Here is an 18,080-nt window from a genome sequence, read left to right as displayed (position 1 = left end):
ATGCATTTCCCTAGCCTGAAAGAACTTAGTGCCCGCGGCACCCGCAAGTGGACCGTCTTTGACGAGGACATCATTCCGCTGTGGATCGCTGAATCGGACTTCCTCACCGCCCCCGCGGTGAAGGAAGCAATACAGGAGGCTGTCGACGCCGAATCCTTCGGCTACACCCCAGCCCCCAAGGCCTCCGAGCTCAACGCGGCCCTGGCGGATTTCTATGAATCGCGCTACGGCTGGCGCCCGGAACACGTCTTCTGGATTGGGGACGTCGTGCGCGGGCTGCTGCTCGGGGTGCAGTACTTTACTGAGGGCGCGGTGGCCGTACCGGTTCCGTCTTACCCGCCGCTGCTGGAGCTGCCGGAGACCGCGGGGCGCGAAAAGATAGAGACCTCGCTGGAGCTAGACGATATCGAGCGCGCCTTTCAGGCCGGCGCCGGCTCCATCCTGCTCTCCCACCCCTATAACCCGCTGGGCATCGTCTTCGACGAGGACTGGCTGCGGGGACTCGTGGAACTGGCGGATAAGTATGATGCCCGTATCCTCTCCGATGAGATCCATGCCCCGCTGGTCTACGAGGGCCGCCACATCCCGTTGGGTGCTTTGTCCGACCGCGTCATCACCGTCACCGCCACGTCCAAGGCGTGGAATACCGCGGGTCTCAAGTGCGCACAGGTGATCTTCTCCAACTCCGCGGACGTGGAGCGCTGGAATTCGCTGACCGGTGTGGCCAAGGACGGCACCGGCACGCTGGGCGTTCTGGCGGCGGAGGCCGCCTACCGCGACGGCGGGGAGTTCCTCGACGAGGAGATTGCGTACTTAAAGAAGACCCGCGACTGGCTGGTGGAGGAGCTGCCCAAGCGCGTGCCGGGCCTAAAGACTTCCCACCCGCAGGCCACCTACCTGCTGTGGTTGGACTTTTCCGAGACCGCTATTGGTGATGACCCGAAGCCCGCAGCGTGGGTTCGCGAGCACGCCAAGGTGGCTCTCAACGAGGGCGTGACCTTCGGTACGGGCGGCGAGCACCACGCGCGTTTGAACTTCGCCACCTCCCGCGAACTGCTCGAAGAAGCGCTGGATCGGCTGGAGAAGGCCTTCAGCTAGAGTTTACATCTCATGTCATGGGCATTATTCTTAGAAAAATGTCCATTAATGACGCTCAGGCTCCCTCTCAGTCCGCCTCGAAGACGGGTTCTCCCATCGGCATCATCATCGTTGCCTCACTCATGCTCTTCTCCATGTTCTTTGGAGCGGGCAACCTGATCTTCCCACCGGAAGTCGGTGTCTCCTCCGGCACCAACTTCTGGCCCGCCACTTTGGGCTTCCTCGCCGCCGGCGTGGCGCTGCCGGTCTTGGCTGTGGTCGCGGTGGCCATTTCCGGCCAGTCCGTGCGGGATATCGGAAACCACGGCGGCAAGATCTTCGGCGTGGCCTTCTCCGTCATTGCGTACCTGGCCATCGGTGCCTTCTACGCCCTGCCGCGTACCGGCGCGGTGTCCATGGAAACCGCCATCACCCCGCTGCTGGGCTGGGAGGGGACCTTCGCCAACGGCGCCTTCAACGTCGTCTTCTTCCTTATCGCGTTGGCTTTGGCCTGGCGCCCGAATGACATCATCGACACCTTGGGCAAGTTCCTCACCCCGGCGCTGGTCATCCTGCTCGCGGTCCTCATCACCCTCGCTACCGTGGCGAATCCCCGCATGCCCGGCACCCCAACTGAAGAGTATGCCTCCGCACCCTTCGTTACCGGCCTCTTTGAGGGCTATAACACCATGGACGCCATCGCGGGCCTGGCTTTCTCCATCGTCATCGTGACCTCCCTGCGCTCCAAGGGTTTTTCCAAGAACAGTGAGCTGCTGCGCGGAACCATTCTCTCCGCGGTCATCGCCGGCGCCCTGCTCGCCGCCATCTACCTGGGGCTGGCGTGGATCGGCCAAACCATGCCGAACGGTGCCTCCTATGAGTCCGGCGCCGCCCTGCTTGCCGACGCCTCCAATCTCACCATGGGCAATATCGGCCAGGCCGTCTTCTCCGCCATCGTCATCCTGGCGTGCATGACCACCGCCGTGGGCCTGATTTCCGCCACCTCGGAGTTCTTCGCCCTGCTCGTGCCGAAGACCACCTACCACCTGTGGGCCTGCCTGTTTACCGCGCTGTCCATCGCCTTCGCTTTCCAGGGCCTGGACACGGTGCTTGCCATCGCGGTGCCCTTCATCGTGTTCTTGTACCCGCCGGCTATCTCGCTGATTGCGCTGACCCTCCTGCAACCGGTAGTCAAGAAGTGGGTCACCTTCTACTGGGGATTCCGCTTGGCACTGTGGGTTTCCGTGCTGTGGTCCGCCGCCACCTCCTTCGGCGCCCCGCTTGATTTCGCCCCTGGCCAAGACGTTGGCCTGGGCTGGGTGGTTCCCACGCTCCTCGCATTTGCCATCGGCGTTATCATCGACGTTGTATCTACAGGCTCGTCGAAGAAAAGTGAGTAGCTCATGACGTTCCGCGCCGCTTTGTCCGTCCTCGATTTCTGCACCATCTACCCGGGGGAATCTCCCTCCCAGTCCATGGCCAGGTCGGTCGAGCTGGCGCAACGCGCGGAGGCTTTGGGGTTTAAGCGCATGTGGTACACCGAGCACCACAACATGCCCTCCATTTCTTCCTCCTCCCCGGCGGTGCTCATCGCACACATCGGCGCGAAGACCGAGCGCATCCGCTTGGGCTCCGGCGGCGTCATGCTGCCGAACCACGCGCCCTATGTCATCGCCGAACAATTCGGCACCCTCGCCGAGCTCTACCCCGGCCGCATCGACCTCGGCCTGGGCCGCGCCCCCGGCACTGACATGCAGACCTTGGGCCGCGCCCTGCGCCGCGATGGCCACGCCGCCGAACGCTTCCCCGAGGACGTCAAAGAATTGCAGGGCTACCTCTCCGGAAAGTCCCTCATCCCCGGAGTGAAGGCCATCCCCGGCCATGGCACCAACGTCCCCATCTACATCCTGGGATCCTCGCTGTTCGGCGCCTCGCTCGCCGCCAAGTACGGGCTTCCCTATGCCTTCGCCTCGCACTTTGCCCCGCAACACCTCGAGGCCGCCACGGCCTACTATCGCGAGAATTACCAGCCTTCCGAAGCCCACCCGGAGCCCTATGTCATCGCGGGTGTCAACGTCACCGCGGGTGATGACGCCGACGAGGAATTTGAAAAGGTCTGCTTCCGCCGCGTCAAGGCCTTTGCAGGTCGTGGCAAGCAGCTCAGCGACGCCGACGTTGCCCGCATCATCGATTCCCCGCAGGGCCAGCAGATCATCGGCATGCTGAAGTACTCCGCCGTGGGCAGTATCGAGCACGTGCGCGACTACCTCACGGAATTCCAAAATCTGGCCCAGGCGGATGAACTCATGATCTCCCTGCAATCCACAAGCCACGAGGCCGCCTTGGGTAACATGGTTAACCTGGCTCAAGCGTGGCAGCTGTAGGCGGACGCGCCCTCGCGCATCCGCATATCCGCGCACCCGTACATTTTGCCCATCACAGCGTTTTCTACATAGAGGAGCATCACCGTGGCCCTTCGCGGTACACAGCAGCACAGTATTATCGCTGACTATCTGCGCAATCTCATCCGCAGCAAGAAGCTTTCTCCCGGTGATTTTCTGCCCAGCGAGGCCGAGCTGTGCGAGCAATTCTCCTCATCCCGTGGTCCCGTGCGCCAGGCCGTCGCGGCGCTGCGCTCGGAGGGCCTCATCTCCTCCGGCCGCGGCCGCCGCTCTGTCGTTCTCGGCCGTTTCACCTCGGAGTCCTTCGACTCCATCTACTCCGTGACACACTGGCTGCGCGAGCGCGGATTCGAGCCCGGCGCCTCCACCCTATGGCTGGGCCGCTGCCCCGCTACCGAAAGGGAGGCCGAGTTCCTGCGGGTAGAGCCCGGCTCCCCGGTTATCTTTGTGCACCGCGTGCGCAGCGCCAATGGCATGCCCATCGCCATCGAGCGCATGTTCTTCCCACTAGAAGTGGGCAGCCACATCCTCAACTTCGATGCCGATAATGAGTCCATCCACGATCACCTGCGCAAGCAAGGCGTGGAATTCGACAACGTCAACCGCGAGCTCTCGCTGGCTTCCGCCAGTGAGGAGGATGCGCGCTCCCTCAACGTGGAGCCCGCCACCCCGCTGTGGCGCCTGCACCTCGACATCTCGGATCACTCCGGGCATCCCGTCGAGTGCACCGAAATCCTGTACCTCGGGGACCGGCTAACACTTGGCATGACGAGCGTGCGGGGCACCACCTCCCCGCTCGAGGTCAAGTTGTCCGAAGGATGAAGGCCTGGTTAGGTGCGCTGGGGGTGATCGTGGGGGCGTCGCTCAGCGCCTGCTCCGCCGGTTCCACGGCGCTTGTTGATTCTGATTCCTCCGCGCTGACGCTGGCCACGACGACTCCCGCGACGTCCCTGGATTTCACCACCGTCGGCGGCGCCGCCATCCCGGCCGCGCTCATGAGCAACGTTTACGAAACCCTCGTGCGTATCTCCGCGCAAGGCGACATCGAACCGGGACTGGCCGAGTCCTGGGAGGTGGACTCCACGCGCTACACCTTCCACCTGCGCGAGGCCTCCTTCTCCAACGGCGAGGCCTTCACCGCGCACACCGCCGCGTGGTCTATCAACGCTGTGAAGACGGAGTGGACCAACGGGCTCAAGAAGCAGATGGACGTGGTGGAATCCGCCACGGCGGTGGATGATCACACGCTCGTCGTCGAGCTTTCTCGCCCCTCCGCCGGCTGGTTGTGGTCCATGGGCACCGTCATCGGCGCCATGCGCACCCCCACTGAAGCTGTAGGCACCGGCCCCTTCGCCGTCGCCGGCTTCTCCCCCAACGAGTACATCGTGCTGCGCGCCCGCCCGGACTACTGGGGAACCCCGGCGAAGGAAGACATCACCATCCGCTACTTCCCGGATTCCCTCACCGCGGTCAACGCCCTGCGCTCCGGCGGGGTCGACGCCGTGTGGGGCGTGCAGAACCCCGAGCTGCTCGACACCCTCGATGACTCCATCGAAACCGCAGTCGGCACCACGAACGGCGAGGTGCTGCTGTCCATGAATAACCAGGCAGCGCCTTTCGACGACCCCCGCGTGCGCCGCGCCGTGGCTTATGGCATCGACCGCCAGGCCGCCAACGACATCCTCTGGGAGGGCCGCGCGAAAGACACCGGCGGCGCTCCGGTGCCGCCGACCGACCCGTGGTTTAGCGCCAAGGACTACTACCCTTACGACCCCGCGCGCGCCCGCGCGCTGATGGAGGAGGCCGGGGCCGTGGGCACGCCGCTCACGCTCACCGTGCCAAGCCTGCCCTATACGCAAACGCTCTCCGAGTTCCTCTACTCGCAGCTGACGGAGATGGGATTCGAGGTCACGCTGGAAACCGCCGAGTTCCCCGCCGTGTGGCTGAGCCAGGTGATGGGGGCCAAGGACTATCAGATGTCGCTCGTCGCGCACGTCGAGCCGCGGGATATCCCTACCATCTTTGGCAACCCGGACTATTACATCGGCTATGATTCGCCGCAGACCCGCACGTTGTTGAAACAGGATGACATGACAGGTGCGGTCGACCAGATCATGGAAGATATGCCCGCCCTGACCTTGATGAACATGCCCAATATCGTGCTCTACCGCGAGGGCCTAACCGGCCTGCAACCCAACCAGATCACCGATGCCATCGAGCTTAAAGGTGTGCGATGAGAATCCTGCGCTTCCTCGGCACCATGTGGGCCGCCTCCATCATCATCTTCCTGCTCATGCGGGCCGTGCCCGGCAACCCGGCGCGCGTGGCCTTAGGTGTTAACGCCACCGATGAATCCGTGGCGGAGCTGACCCACGCCATGGGCCTAGACCGCCCGCTCATCGTGCAATACCTGGAGTGGATGAAGGGCTTGTTGACCGGCAACTTCGGCGTCTCGCTGTCCTCGCAGCAGGACATCACACCGCTCGTGGTTGACCGCGCGCAGGTCACGCTGTTGCTCATCGGGCTGGCCATCGCCCTCGCACTAGCCGGGGCTATCCCCATGGGCATCCTGCTGGCCCGCTTTAGGCTCCCCGTGCTCAACGCCGCCACGCAGCTGGGCATCGCGGTGCCCAGCTTCCTGGTCGGTATTCTGCTCGTCGCCGTGTTCTCCGTGCACCTGGGTTGGCTGCCGGCCAACGGCTGGCAGCTACCGCGCGAGGGCCTCAGCCACCTTGTCCTGCCGGTTATCTCGCTGGCACTGGTGCAGGGCGCGATGCTCACCCGCTACGTGCGCGCCACCCTCCGCGAGGAGATGGACAAGGACTACATCCGCACCGCCCGCTCCCTGGGTGAATCCCGCACCGGGGCGCTCATCCGCCACGGCCTGCGCAACGCCGCCCTGCCGGTGCTCACCGTCACCGGCGTGCAGCTGAGCACCCTGGTGGTGGGCGCGGTGGTCATCGAGAACGTCTTCGTCATCCCCGGCTTGGGCTCGCTGCTTCTCGACGCCGTCTCCACCCGCGACCTCACCACCGTCCAGACCCTCATCATGGTCTTCGTGACCTTCACCCTGACCGTCAACCTGCTCACGGACCTGGCCTACCGGGTCATCGACCCGCGGCTGAAGGAGGCGCGATGAAACCCGGCTATATCCTGGTGGGCCTGACCATCCTGCTTGCGCTGGTCTCCCTGGTGTGGACGCCCTATGACCCCAACCTCATCTCCCCCGACCGCCTGGCCGGCCCCAGCCTGGAGCACCTCATGGGCACCGACCGCTTCGGGCGCGATACCTTCTCCCGCATCCTCGCCGGCGCCCAGATCACCGTGCTGGTGGGCGTCGTGGCGGTGGCCATCGCCGCACTCATCGGCGTACCGCTCGGCATCGTCGCCGGGATGCGCGGCGGCGGTTTCATCATGGCGGCCACCGACCTGCTGCTCGCCTTCCCGGCGCTGTTGCTGGCCATCGTCGCCGGCGCGGTGTGGGGCTCCTCGACGCTCACGGCCACCATCGCCATCGGCATCGCCGGCATCCCCTCCTTCATCCGGGTCACGCGCTCCGGCACGCTGCAAATCATGACGCAGGACTATATCGCGGCCGCGCGCATCTCGCGCGTGCCGCCGGCGCTCATCGCGTGGCGCCACGTACTGCCCAACCTCGGCGGCATCGTGGCCATCCAGGCTTCCGTCTACTTTGCGCTGGCCGTCCTCGCCGAAGCCGGTCTCTCCTACCTCGGCCTGGGCACTGCCCCGCCGACCGCCTCGTGGGGCCGCATGCTTCACGACGCCCAGCCCCTCCTGGCCACCCACCCCCTCCAGGCGCTGTGGCCCGGGCTGGCCATCGCCGGCACCGTCCTCGGATTCAACCTGCTAGGAAGCCATGCTGACCGTCACTGATCTGCGCGTGGGCCCTGTCGGCCCCATCTCCTTTTCCATCGCACCCGGCGAGCGCGTCGGTCTCATCGGCGATTCCGGCAGCGGCAAGTCCCTCACCGCCCTAGCCATCATGGGGCTGTTGCCCGACCACCTGCAGGCCACCGGCTCCATCCACTTCAACGGCCAGGAGCTGCTAGGCATGCGCGACCGCGACCTGCGCAAGCTGCCGCTGGCCATGGTCTTCCAAGAGCCCATGACCGCGCTCGACCCGCTGATGAAGGTGCCCGGCTTCAACCGCTTCCCGCACCAGCTCTCCGGCGGACAGCGCCAGCGCGCGCTCATCGAGATGGCCATGGCCCGTCGCCCCAAGCTGCTCATCTGCGATGAGCCCACCACCGCCCTGGATCCCTTCACTCAGGAAGAGATCCTCTCCACCATCGTGGATGCCGCGGACAGCGAAGACACAGCGCTGCTGTTTATTAGTCATGACCGGGACGTCGTCAAGCGCGTGTGCGACCGCGTCGTGCGCATCGGTGAGCTCACCGCTCCCGACCTCACCCCGCCGCCCATGCCCACTCTGGGCAAGCCCGTCATCGAGCTCAAGAACGTGACCAAGACCTACCGCGGGGTGACCGCGCTGGACGACGTCTCCCTCACCGTCCGCGAGGGCGAGCGCCTCGGCATCGTCGGCGGTTCCGGCTCCGGCAAATCCACGCTGCTCAAGCTGCTCACGGGGCTGACGGAACCCACCTCCGGAACGGTGACGGTGAAGAAGCGCGTGCACATGGTCTTCCAAGACCCTAAGGGCTCGCTCAACCCGCGCATGCCTATCTGGAAGATCGTGGCCGAGGGCGGCGGGACGCGCGAAGAAGCCGAGGCGGTGCTGCGGGAGGTCGGCATCGAGGGCTTCGAGCGCTATCCCCGGGACTTCTCCGGCGGGCAGCGCCAACGCATCTCGCTGGCGCGCGCCGTGGTGGGCAAGCCGGAGATTCTGCTGGCGGACGAGGCCGTCTCGGCGCTGGACGCCACTTCGCGGGCCCAGGTCCTCGAGCTTCTACAGCGCGTGACGAAGGACATGACGCTGGTGTTCGTCTCCCACGACATCGATGTCGTGCGTCACTTATGCCCCACGGTGGCGGTGCTACAGGATGGCCGGCTCGTGGATCGCGGCGAAACGAGTAAGGTGTTCTCCCGATATGGAACACCCACTGCCGCAACGTCCTAATGCACTTCAGCTTTTTACCGCCTTTAACACCTCCGCGCGCCGCTGGCCCGGTGCCCTGCGCGCGGCGTTGGCGATCATCATCCCCGGCGGGATCGCTGTAGCGACGGGCCACCCGGATGCGGTGCTGCTCATTTCCGCCGGCGCCTTCTCCGTCATCTACGGCGAGGGGCACCCCTACCGCACGCGGCGCCGCGTGATCCTCACCGCTGGCGGGCTGCTCACGCTGGCGGCTACGGCCGGTTCCCTCGTCGGCGTGCACGGCCTGGCACTGTCCGCGGTGTTTACGGTGGCTCTAGCAACCATCGGCGCGTTCGTGCAGAATGCGCTGCGGCTGCCGCCGCCGGGTTCCTTCTTCATCGTGATGGTGGCCGGTGGCTCCACAATGCTGCGCGGGGTTTCACCGTGGGAGGTGGCCGCGTGGAGCCTGGCCGGCGTGTTGGCCAGCTACGTGCTGGGCATGCTGCCGCGTTTCCGGGATCCGCATGGCCCGGAGACCCGCGCGGTGGCCGCGTTGGAAAAGGCCGCCGATGCCTTCGTGAACTCCGATAGCGATTTCCTGGCTCGCCACCACCAGGCGCAGTCCGCGATTTCCACGGCGTGGCAAGCGCTTGCCGACGCCGGCGTGATCCGCGGCCGCCGCATCCGCCGCCCCGCCCAGGCGGACTTGGTGCACCGCGCACTAGCGGCACAACAACGCATCGTGGCGCACCACAAGCAGGTGGGCGGCAACTCGGATCAGCTCTCTGATTCCCCCACCTACGTCGATCCTGACCGCACCGCCATCCCGCACACCAAGCCGACGATGCGCTACCGCTTCTACCGCGCCGCGGTGGGCAATTCCCACGCGGTGGTGACGGCTGAGAAGATCGCGCTTGGTGGCCTGGCGACCGCGTTCATTGGCATGGCGCTGGGGCTTAACCGCCCAGACTGGGGCGCGGTGTCGGTGCTCCTGCTCTTGCAGTGGGGGCCGGACCGGGTACCGGGAACGATTCGTGGAGTACAGCGCATGCTGGGTTCGGTTCTGGGCGTGTGTGTCTTCGCGCTCATTGCGTCGTTCAGCCCGCACGGTTGGGGGCTGGTGCTCGCGTTGGCCTTCTGCCAGTTCTGCGCGGAGATTCTGGTGGTGAAGAACTACGCGCTATGCGTTATCTTCTCCACCCCGCTGGCACTGCTGATGGGCAATTCCTCGGAGCATTTGGCCCACACCATCGGCTCGCGCATGGCGGAGATTGGGCTCTCCGTGGTCGTGGCGATGCTCTTCCTGTGGCTGTGGAAGCCGCGGGCCCAGATGACCAACCACTACCGCCTGCAAACGCGTTGCTTCGAGGCGATGGCAGCCTTGCTCGGTTCCCTGCTTATCAAGACCCCGGAGGAAGCGCTGGCGCAGCGCCGCGACTTGCACTACGAGCTACTCTCGGAGCGGCGCAGCATCCAGTCGCTGGCCACCAACCACTCCGATATCAGCCAGTTCTGGCAGCGCCACACGGCTCTGCAAACCGCCGGTTACTTCCTCCTCGACTTCTGCGTGGTCAACCCGCTCTCACAGCCCAGCCGCGCGGAGCTGGACACACTCATTGAGAAGATCACCGCAGCGGAAATGCGTCAATGACCTCATAGTGCGCACCCGCCGCGGAGTACTCGCGGGCGCACAGAAGAGGCGGATTATTTCACCGTGAACAGCAGGTTCGGATCGAGGACGTGTTCCTCCACGAGCTCAAAGAGGGCAAAGGCTTCCTCCAGCTCACGGACATTCTCATCAAAATTAGGCAGCGGCATGGCATTCCAATCGACGCAGAAATAAGTGCCTTCATCCTAGCTCACATCGCTGTCATTTCGCGCACCTGCGATAATTGTTGACGTGAACACTCGAAAATCTACCGGTCCACCCGTTGGCATCTATCCCCACAACATGCACCCGGGCTTGGTTCCCGGAATCGGTGTGGAAGACCAACGCAATGCTTTCACGCTGGACAAGGTCACCTTCTTCAGCACGGCTACGTTCGTCGTAGCCTTCATCATCTGGGGCATCACCTCACCGGAGTCCGTCTCCGCCGCCTCCTCCGCGGCCTTTTCCTGGGCCGCATCAAGCTCGGCACGGATGACGAGGAACCCGAGTTCGGCTGGTTCAGCTGGGTGGCCATGATGTTCGGTGCCGGCATCGGCGTTGGCATCTTCTTCTACGGTCCTTCGGAGCCGCTGTCGCACTACATCACCCCGCCTCCCCACACTGTCGACGGCAACAGCGTCGAAGCCCTCCACCAAGCAATGGCCCAGGCGCACTACCACTGGGGTGTCTCGCCCTGGGCGGCCTATGCCCTCGTCGGCGGCGCGATCGCCTACTCTTCCTACCGCCGCGGCCGCGTTCCGCTGGTGTCCTCGATTTTCAAGCCCCTGTTTGGCTCCCGCGATACCGATGGGCCGCTGGGCAAGCTTATCGACATCCTCGCACTCGTCGCCACACTCTTCGGCACCGCCGCCACGCTGGGGCTTTCCGCCATCCAGATTGGCCAAGGAGTGTCCATCATCCGCGGCGCAGGTCCGTTGACCAATGCTGTGCTCATCGCGATCATCGCCGTACTGGGGTGCGGGTTCATCATCTCTGCGGTCTCTGGTGTTTCCCGCGGCGTGCGCTACCTGTCCAACTTCAACATCACACTCACGCTCGGCCTGGTCATCTTTGTTTTCTTCACCGGCCCGACCTTGCTTTTGCTCAACCTCGTGCCCTCCGGCATCGTCACCTACATCGACCAGCTTTTGCCCATGATGGCCAAGGGCCTGTCCTGGGGCGATGAAACCATCGAATTCCAGTCCTACTGGACCGCCTTCTACTGGGCGTGGTGGATCGCGTGGACGCCCTTCGTCGGCATGTTCGTCGCCCGCATTTCCCGTGGCCGCACGCTGCGCGAATTCACCGCCGTCACCGTCTTCGCGCCCTCCCTCATCCTCATTTTGGCCTTCACCATCTTCGGCGGCACGGCCATCACCTTCCAGCGCGAGGAACTACCGAACTTTGATGGCTCTGCCTCCGGCGAGCAGGTTCTCTTCGCCATGTTTGACCACCTGCCGCTGAGCAGCATCACACCATTTGTTCTGATCGTGGTGCTGGCGGTCTTCTTCATCACGTCTGCCGATTCCGCATCGGTCATCATGGGAACCATGTCTTCCAAGGGCAATCCCGCGCCGAACAAGTTCATCGTCATCTTCTGGGGACTGTGCATGATGGGCATCGCCATCGTCATGCTGCTCACCGGCGGCGAGGACGTGCTCACCGGCCTGCAGAACCTCACCATCCTCTCGGCGCTCCCATTCTGTCTGGTGCTGCTGTTCATGATGGTGGCCTTCATCAAGGACCTGCGCTCCGACCCGATGTTCATCCGCCGCGCCTACGCGCGCGCCGCGGTGGAAAACGCCGTCGTGCGCGGCATCGAGGAGCACGGCGATGACTTCGAGCTCACCGTCGAGCATGCCGACGAAGGCCGCGGTGCAGGCTCCGACTTCGACTCCTCCGCCCACCGCTACACGGACTGGTACCAGCGCACCGATGAAAAGGGCGAGAACGTAGACTACGACTTCGACACCGATACCTGGGCCGACGGCTACGACCCGAACACTGAGCAGAAGGAGAAGTAAATGGGAATACCGGACGACGTCGTCCTTGAGGGCTATACCCTCATCGAGCAGCACGAAATTGACCACGAGTTCCTCATCAACGGCTCCCCATTCGCTGCGGTAACTCCCCTGCTATTCGCTCTCACCATCGCCGGCATGCTCCTCGTGGCAGCCAGCTTCTTTCTGCGCGGCAGTCGCCGCATCATCGCTGGCCTGCTCGGCGCGGTCCTCACTCTCACAAAGTTGTGGTGGATGCCCATTGCACTTGCCCGCCAGTTCAACGACAGCCAGGTCTTCGGCTACGCGCTGAAGTACTACCCCCAGTACTGGCCGGCGGCGTCCATCATCGTGATCGTCATCGCGCTGCTCGGCCTCGCCTCCGCGTTTATCCGCCGGCGCTAGCGCGCTTCCAACACCGCAATCGCGATGTGCACCCGGTTGGTGCCGCCCAGCTTGTCCAGGATGTGCTTGATGTGGGTCTTCACCGTGGTCACGGAGACGTAGAGCTGCTCGGCGATTTCCTGGTTGTCCAGGCCCTGGGCCACCAGCTGCGCCACCTCGTTCTCGCGCTGGCTTAAGCCCTCCAGCGGGCGGGGCCCAGGCGCCTTTGTCTCTGCCGGCGCGGGCTCGGGGTGCTTGAGCGCCAGCAGATTCTTCAGGGCCTTCGGGCTCAGCAGCTGCTGCCCCGTGGCGGCGGCCCGCACCGCCGAGACCAGGCCCTCCGGCTCGATGGTCTTGAGCAGAAAGCCCATCGCGCCGGCGTGCAGCGCATCCACGATGAACTCATCCGTATCGAAGGCGGTGAGCATGACCACCGGGATATCCGGCGCGCTCGCGCGCAGTTTCCCGGCCGCCTCGATGCCATCCATGACGGGCATGCGGATGTCCATGAAGACGACGTCCGGTTGCAGGTCCAGCACGCGGGCCACGCCATCGCGCCCATTGCTGGCCTCGGCCACCACCTCAATGTCCGGCGCGCCCTCCAGGATGAACCGAATGCCGCGGCGCAGCGCCTGCTCATCATCGACTAATACCACTGAAATCATTACGCGCGTGCCTCCTCAGGGAGTTCGAGGACCCAGGTAAAGGTGGAGGCGTCGTCAAGCACTGTGAAAGTACCTCCGGCCAGCCGGGCGCGTTCCTCCAGCCCCAGCAGGCCGTTGCCGCCACCGGACTCTGGCTGCGCAGCCACTTTCTTGTTCTGCATGGTCACCCGCACCTTATCCTCCTCGTTCTCCACGGTGAGCGTCACCTTCTTCCCCGGCGCGTACTTGCGCGCGTTGGTCAGCCCCTCCTGCACGGCGCGGCCCAGCGTGTGGGCGGCTAGTGTGCTCAGCTTATCGACGTCTCCCTTGACGTAGCGCACCTTCGTCCCCGCCGCGCGTGCGCGCCCGATGTGCTCCTCGATGCTCGCGCGCGGATCCACCCGGTCATCCACGCGCAGCGCCTTGATCACCCCGCGCAGGTCCTCCACGGCGGCCTTGGCCTCCGATTGGATGGTGTCTGCCGCCTCGGCGACCCGCTCCGGGTCGGCGTCCTTGCGGTAGCTCAAGCCTCCCGCGTACACGGAAATAAGGCTGAGCCGGTGCGAAAGGGAATCGTGGATATCGCGGGCAATGCGGTTGCGTTCCTCCAGGCGGGCGCGCTCCTCGCGCGAGCGCAGCTGATCCTCGTTGAGCTCCGCCAGGCTCACCAGCGTGACCTCGCGCTGGCGGCGCTGCGCGCGCACCGAGCCCGTAATCCAGGCAACGATAAGAAAGAGGCTTCCATAGAACACGTAACCAAAGGGATCGAAGATGTTCATCCGAATGTAAGGCACAGAGATAATGGTCACACACGAGGCCACGAACACCGCCGTCCCCGCCAGGGACCACCGCAGTCGGCCGCGCGAGATGATTGAAATCAACACCACCAGCACTGACAGCGACAGTGGGCGAAACCCGCCTAGTACCAGGACGAGCAGAGCCGCAATCAGCACCACCGGGTGGCCGGGGTACTCCTCGTGGATGTTGCGCTCCCGCCGTGAGTGGTGCAGGGCGAAGGGCAGCAGAATCCACGTGGCGAAGCTAAATAGACCCATCAAGCCCAAAACAAGGGCTTCCTGATCCGTCCCCTCGAAGTTTTCGATATGGGGGATCCATGCCGCCAAATCCGCCACCACGCAGAGCAGAATGAGCAGCACCGTGATCCACAGTGGTCGCGTCTTTCTCGTCATGGTTGCCACGATAGTTCTCCCTGCGTTCCGGAAAATCCTCCCTGCGGAGGATACCGGCACCCCAGCTCCAGTTCATAGCCTAAAGCGCATGAGAAGAACACAGACTTTGTACGAACTGCTCACCGCCGCTGGGCTGGTGTACGTCGCTTATGATTTCTCCCACGGCGCTTTCGTGCCCACAAGTGCGCTCGCCGCGGTGGCCTACGCCGCTGTTGCACTAGGCCTCACGCTGCTGATTCTGCGCAAGCACCCAGGCATTGCGCACGGGGTGGTGTGGGGCATTGCGGTCTCCACTCTCGCCGGCCAGCTCAACGAGAACATGTACCACCTCCTCGTCCGTACGGTCCCGGACTGGCTGGTCATCGCTGGAATCGCCCCACTTAACGAGGAAGTCCTCAAATTCCTCGGCGTCGTCTTCATCTGCACCTGCGTCATCCGGCCCCGTCACTGGGCGGACTACGTCTTCGTCGGCGTGGCCGTGGGCATGGGCTTTAGCGTGACCGAGAACGCCATCTACTACACCAACATGACACTGGAGAACCTCGATTCTGATCTCAAGGGAACGCTTCTGGGGCTCCTTGCCCGATTCATCGCGAACCCGCTCATGCATTCCTTCTTCACCTCAATCGCGGCTTACGGGCTCTCCCGCCGGCAACCGGTGCGCTGGTTGCTCATCGCCATGGCGGTGCACTTCACGGCTAATTTCGGCCCGTCTATCTCTACCGCGTTTGACGACGCCCTATGGCCCATCTTCCCCACCTTCCTCATCCTCATCGGCCTGTGGGTGGCCATGATTGTCAGCATTGTCAAACTCCGCAAAATCCTCCCTGCGGAGGATACCGGCGCAAAACCGCAGCTCGTAGGGTCGAAAGCATGAGAAACACACTGATTTATTCCTGCATCGGCGTCCTCGCCGCAGTACCGCTTGCCGACGCCCTCCTCCCCGACCCCACTCCCGACACCACCCCCGTGCGCGGTATCCCGGGACTGGAGTGCCCGGAGGATCCGTACGCCTCCTCGCAGACCTGGAACTGCGGGAGCGCAACCATCATTTCTGAGGAAGGCAGATCCTCCCGCGAGGTCGAGACGTACCTGCCGCGCCAGCACCGCTCCTTCAACGGGACCAGCGCGCTCACCGACGCCCCCATCACCACCCAGGCTGCCGAGCTCTACCGCATCGAGGACGGCGACGGCATCACGCTGTCTCAGCGGCACAACAACACCATCTCCTTCCTCCACATCTACGGACCGAAGGCACGTGACTTCGCCGACCGCGTGCAGCCGGAGGACGCATGAAGTACCTGTACTACCTGCTGACCCTCGGCGCGCTGGCCGTCACCGCCTTCCACTACGCGGGCGAGCCCTTCCTGCCCGCAAGTGCTCTGGCCGCCGTGGTCTTCGCCGCCGTACTCGTCCCCCTCGCGCTGTTCTTCCTGCGCCGCCGGCCGGGAATTGCACACGGCGTGGTGTGGGGGTTCGCGGTTTCCGGGCTCGCGGTGGAACTCAACACGAACATGACCCACCTCCTCACCCGCGCGGGCCTGGACTGGCTGGGCGCTGCGGGGTATGCGCCGCTCATCGAGGAGGTGCTGAAGTTCCTCGGCGTGCTGCTTATCTGTACCTTCGTCATCCGGCCCCGCAGTTGGCTCGACTACGTCTTCGTGGGCGTGGCCGTGGGTATCGGTTTCACTGTGGGTGAGGACGCCACCGCCTTCGCGCGCATGACGGCGGACAACCTCGATTCGGATACCGCTGGCGCAATCGGGGCAGGCGTCATCCGCCTGGCCTCCAACCCGCTCTCCCACTCGCTGTTCACTGGTCTTAGTGCCTATGGCCTATCCCAGAAACAGCCGGTGCGCTGGCTCATTATCGCCATCGCGGTGCACGCCACGAAGAACCTCTTCCCGTCGTTAAGCACTGCGCTCGACGACGCCATCTGGCCCCTCCTCGCCGGTATGGTCGTCGTGCTCGCCGAGTGGGTAGCCACCATCTGGGGCACTATTGCGCTGCGGAAGAAGGCGGCTGCGCATCCGCCCCTGTCCCCTGCACCGGCGCACGCATAGCCTTCGTGGCCGGCGAGGGGTGGGCGTCCTCGGCGGCGAGGCGCTCAAAGGCCACCGCCGCCAGGGCTGCGGCTTGGTCTCCCAGAACGGAATCATCGAAACGCACCTGCGGTGAATGGTTCCACTCGCGCATGTGCTCCGGGGTGTGCGGATCCCCCGTGCCGAACCACATGAACGTGCCCGGCACCTGGGCGAGCACCGCGCCGAAGTCCTCTGAGGCCATCATCGGGGTATCCATGGTCAGCACGTTTTCCGCGCCGAACATACCCGCCCACAACGACGCCGCGAACTGGTCCTCGCGCGGTGAGGTCTTGGTGGCCGAGTACAGGACCTCGAAGTCCACCTTCGCGGTACAACGATGGGAAGCCGCCACGGAGCTCGAGACCTCGATGATCATTTGGCGGACTGCGTCGATGTGTTCGTCGCGAAGCACGCGCACCGTCGCGCCCAGCTCCGCCTTGTCCGGGATGACGTTGACCGCGCCATCGCCCGCGCGCAGGTTGGTCACCGTGATGACAATCGGCGAGTTCGCATCGAAACGCCTGGTCAGCGCCACTTGCAGCGCCATCTGGATCTCCGCGAGGGCCGCAACGGGATCGATAGCATCGTGCGGGCGCGAGCCATGCCCACCCTTGCCGTAGACGGTGATCCCCAGATTGGACGACGAGGCCATCATTGGGCCAGCAATATGGTGGAAGGTGCCCTTATCCTGCGGGCCGACGTGCAGACCGTAGGCGGCGATGGGCCGGCGGCCGGCGGCGTCGAGCACGCCCTCATCGATCATCGGCTGCGCGCCGCCCGGACCTTCCTCGCCCGGCTGGAACATGAAGATGACATCGCCCAACAGCTCCTCGCGGTGGCGGCACAGCATCTTCACCGCGCCAATCAGTCCGGCCGTATGCAGGTCATGGCCGCAGGCATGCATGTTGCTATTCGTCGAGGCAAACGGGCTGCCCGTTTGCTCACGCACCGGAAGGGCGTCCATATCCGCGCGCAGCAGCACCGACACGGGGCGCTCGCCGCGCTTGCCGCCGCGCAGCACCGCGACGACCGAGCTGAGGTCACGGCCGAGATGAATCTCCAGCGGTAGGCCTTTAAGGGCTTCGAGCACCTTCTCCTGGGTGCGCGGCAGATGCAGCCCCACCTCCGGGTTCTGGTGCATATCGCGGCGGAAGGCCTGCAACTCCGGAAGCAGCTCCCGGCCTTCCTCCACGAACACGTGGCTGGCCAACCGCTCCCCGAGCTTGGCCGAAACCATCGGAAGCGGTGGCAATTGCTGACGGTGGCGCGGGGCCATCTTCATGGTGTCATCCTTTCCGAGCATGTGCGCCGAGCATACCGGAAACTGCTGTGCTGTCAGGTCGGTTTGGACTCAAGCTGATGGGCTACCCATGCCCGCTATCCCGATAGCGAACCTCCTGCGAGGCTGTGTGAAATGGTCTCAGGAGGCTCTCGTTTCGACCGGCTTTACCGAGAGGAGAAAGGTTGGGCAGCAGCATATGGCGAATTCAATCGGTATGCGAACCAGCCAACTCAATCTAGGGGCTTTTCTCGTACCAGCCCCATTAACCAGGAATTTTGTCCCTCCGGTTGCGGGGCCCACGGTGCTGTTTTAG

At 64.4% G+C, this 18,080-nt stretch carries 16 protein-coding genes and 1 pseudogene; 14 read left to right on the top strand and 3 right to left on the bottom strand.

Annotated elements, in window-relative coordinates; all coding sequences use genetic code 11:
- From HMPREF2822_RS00295 to HMPREF2822_RS00245, 11 genes and pseudogenes are all read left to right on the top strand, one after another.
- Window positions 1–1,098: a MalY/PatB family protein gene (locus tag HMPREF2822_RS00295; RefSeq protein ID WP_070519567.1), complete on the top strand. Its 1,098-nt coding sequence runs from the start codon at window positions 1–3 to the stop codon at window positions 1,096–1,098.
- A 38-nt stretch (window positions 1,099–1,136) separates the two neighbouring features.
- The gene (gene brnQ / locus HMPREF2822_RS00290) at window positions 1,137–2,477 is read left to right on the top strand and encodes a branched-chain amino acid transport system II carrier protein (protein WP_070519565.1); all 1,341 of its coding nucleotides are present in this window, start codon (window positions 1,137–1,139) and stop codon (window positions 2,475–2,477) included.
- 3 nt (window positions 2,478–2,480) lie between these two features.
- Window positions 2,481–3,461, top strand: a complete 981-nt coding sequence (locus tag HMPREF2822_RS00285) for an LLM class flavin-dependent oxidoreductase (protein WP_070519563.1) — start codon at window positions 2,481–2,483, stop codon at window positions 3,459–3,461.
- 84 nt (window positions 3,462–3,545) lie between these two features.
- The gene (locus HMPREF2822_RS00280; RefSeq protein ID WP_070519561.1) at window positions 3,546–4,301 is read left to right on the top strand and encodes a GntR family transcriptional regulator; all 756 of its coding nucleotides are present in this window, start codon (window positions 3,546–3,548) and stop codon (window positions 4,299–4,301) included.
- Entirely contained in the window at window positions 4,298–5,716 is a 1,419-nt protein-coding gene (locus HMPREF2822_RS00275) for an ABC transporter substrate-binding protein (RefSeq protein WP_070519559.1), read from the top strand. Before HMPREF2822_RS00280 ends, HMPREF2822_RS00275 begins: the two co-directional genes overlap by 4 nt.
- Window positions 5,713–6,618, top strand: coding sequence for an ABC transporter permease (locus tag HMPREF2822_RS00270; RefSeq protein ID WP_070519556.1), 906 nt, complete (start codon window positions 5,713–5,715; stop codon window positions 6,616–6,618). Before HMPREF2822_RS00275 ends, HMPREF2822_RS00270 begins: the two co-directional genes overlap by 4 nt.
- Window positions 6,615–7,373, top strand: a complete 759-nt coding sequence (locus HMPREF2822_RS00265) for an ABC transporter permease (protein ID WP_070519554.1) — start codon at window positions 6,615–6,617, stop codon at window positions 7,371–7,373. The genes HMPREF2822_RS00270 and HMPREF2822_RS00265 overlap by 4 nt, the downstream gene beginning before the upstream one ends.
- A complete protein-coding gene (locus tag HMPREF2822_RS00260; protein WP_070519551.1) occupies window positions 7,357–8,577 on the top strand; it encodes an ATP-binding cassette domain-containing protein in 1,221 nt (406 codons plus the stop codon). The genes HMPREF2822_RS00265 and HMPREF2822_RS00260 overlap by 17 nt, the downstream gene beginning before the upstream one ends.
- On the top strand, window positions 8,549–10,186 hold the full coding sequence (locus HMPREF2822_RS00255) for an FUSC family protein (protein ID WP_070519549.1): 1,638 nt from the start codon (window positions 8,549–8,551) through the stop codon (window positions 10,184–10,186). Before HMPREF2822_RS00260 ends, HMPREF2822_RS00255 begins: the two co-directional genes overlap by 29 nt.
- Before the next feature lie 300 nt (window positions 10,187–10,486).
- Window positions 10,487–12,207: pseudogene (locus HMPREF2822_RS00250) on the top strand (BCCT family transporter).
- Entirely contained in the window at window positions 12,208–12,588 is a 381-nt protein-coding gene (locus tag HMPREF2822_RS00245; RefSeq protein WP_070519547.1) for a cell division FtsX domain-containing protein, read from the top strand.
- Here the strand turns inward: HMPREF2822_RS00245 and HMPREF2822_RS00240 are convergent.
- Together HMPREF2822_RS00240 and HMPREF2822_RS00235 are read right to left on the bottom strand one after the other, a co-directional pair.
- On the bottom strand, window positions 12,585–13,232 hold the full coding sequence (locus HMPREF2822_RS00240) for a response regulator (protein ID WP_070519545.1): 648 nt from the start codon (window positions 13,230–13,232) through the stop codon (window positions 12,585–12,587). The genes HMPREF2822_RS00245 and HMPREF2822_RS00240 overlap by 4 nt on opposite strands.
- Window positions 13,232–14,401 carry a sensor histidine kinase gene (locus HMPREF2822_RS00235; protein WP_232755523.1) on the bottom strand — a complete coding sequence of 390 codons (1,170 nt, stop codon included), beginning with the start codon at window positions 14,399–14,401 and terminating at the stop codon, window positions 13,232–13,234. The genes HMPREF2822_RS00240 and HMPREF2822_RS00235 overlap by 1 nt, the downstream gene beginning before the upstream one ends.
- An 88-nt stretch (window positions 14,402–14,489) precedes the next feature.
- On the opposite strand from HMPREF2822_RS00235, the gene HMPREF2822_RS00230 reads away from it, so the two are divergent.
- Genes HMPREF2822_RS00230 through HMPREF2822_RS00220 form a run of 3 tightly spaced genes read left to right on the top strand, consistent with a single transcriptional unit; the run spans window position 14,490 to window position 16,464 of the window.
- Window positions 14,490–15,278, top strand: a complete 789-nt coding sequence (locus HMPREF2822_RS00230; RefSeq protein ID WP_083299215.1) for a PrsW family glutamic-type intramembrane protease — start codon at window positions 14,490–14,492, stop codon at window positions 15,276–15,278.
- A complete protein-coding gene (locus HMPREF2822_RS00225) occupies window positions 15,275–15,697 on the top strand; it encodes a hypothetical protein (protein ID WP_070519541.1) in 423 nt (140 codons plus the stop codon). Before HMPREF2822_RS00230 ends, HMPREF2822_RS00225 begins: the two co-directional genes overlap by 4 nt.
- The gene (locus tag HMPREF2822_RS00220; RefSeq protein ID WP_070519539.1) at window positions 15,694–16,464 is read left to right on the top strand and encodes a PrsW family glutamic-type intramembrane protease; all 771 of its coding nucleotides are present in this window, start codon (window positions 15,694–15,696) and stop codon (window positions 16,462–16,464) included. The genes HMPREF2822_RS00225 and HMPREF2822_RS00220 overlap by 4 nt, the downstream gene beginning before the upstream one ends.
- On the opposite strand, the gene HMPREF2822_RS00215 is transcribed toward HMPREF2822_RS00220, so the two are convergent.
- Window positions 16,400–17,767 carry a M20 metallopeptidase family protein gene (locus HMPREF2822_RS00215; protein WP_070519537.1) on the bottom strand — a complete coding sequence of 456 codons (1,368 nt, stop codon included), beginning with the start codon at window positions 17,765–17,767 and terminating at the stop codon, window positions 16,400–16,402. The two genes, HMPREF2822_RS00220 and HMPREF2822_RS00215, sit on opposite strands and share 65 nt — an antisense overlap.
- Between the last annotated feature and the right edge of the window lie 313 nt (window positions 17,768–18,080).

It is taken from the genome of Corynebacterium sp. HMSC062E11 (assembly GCF_001811845.1).
Classification (GTDB): Bacteria; Actinomycetota; Actinomycetes; order Mycobacteriales; family Mycobacteriaceae; genus Corynebacterium; species Corynebacterium hesseae.
Note: the sequence above shows the minus strand (reverse complement) of the source record. Positions and strands in the feature narration are given on the sequence as shown.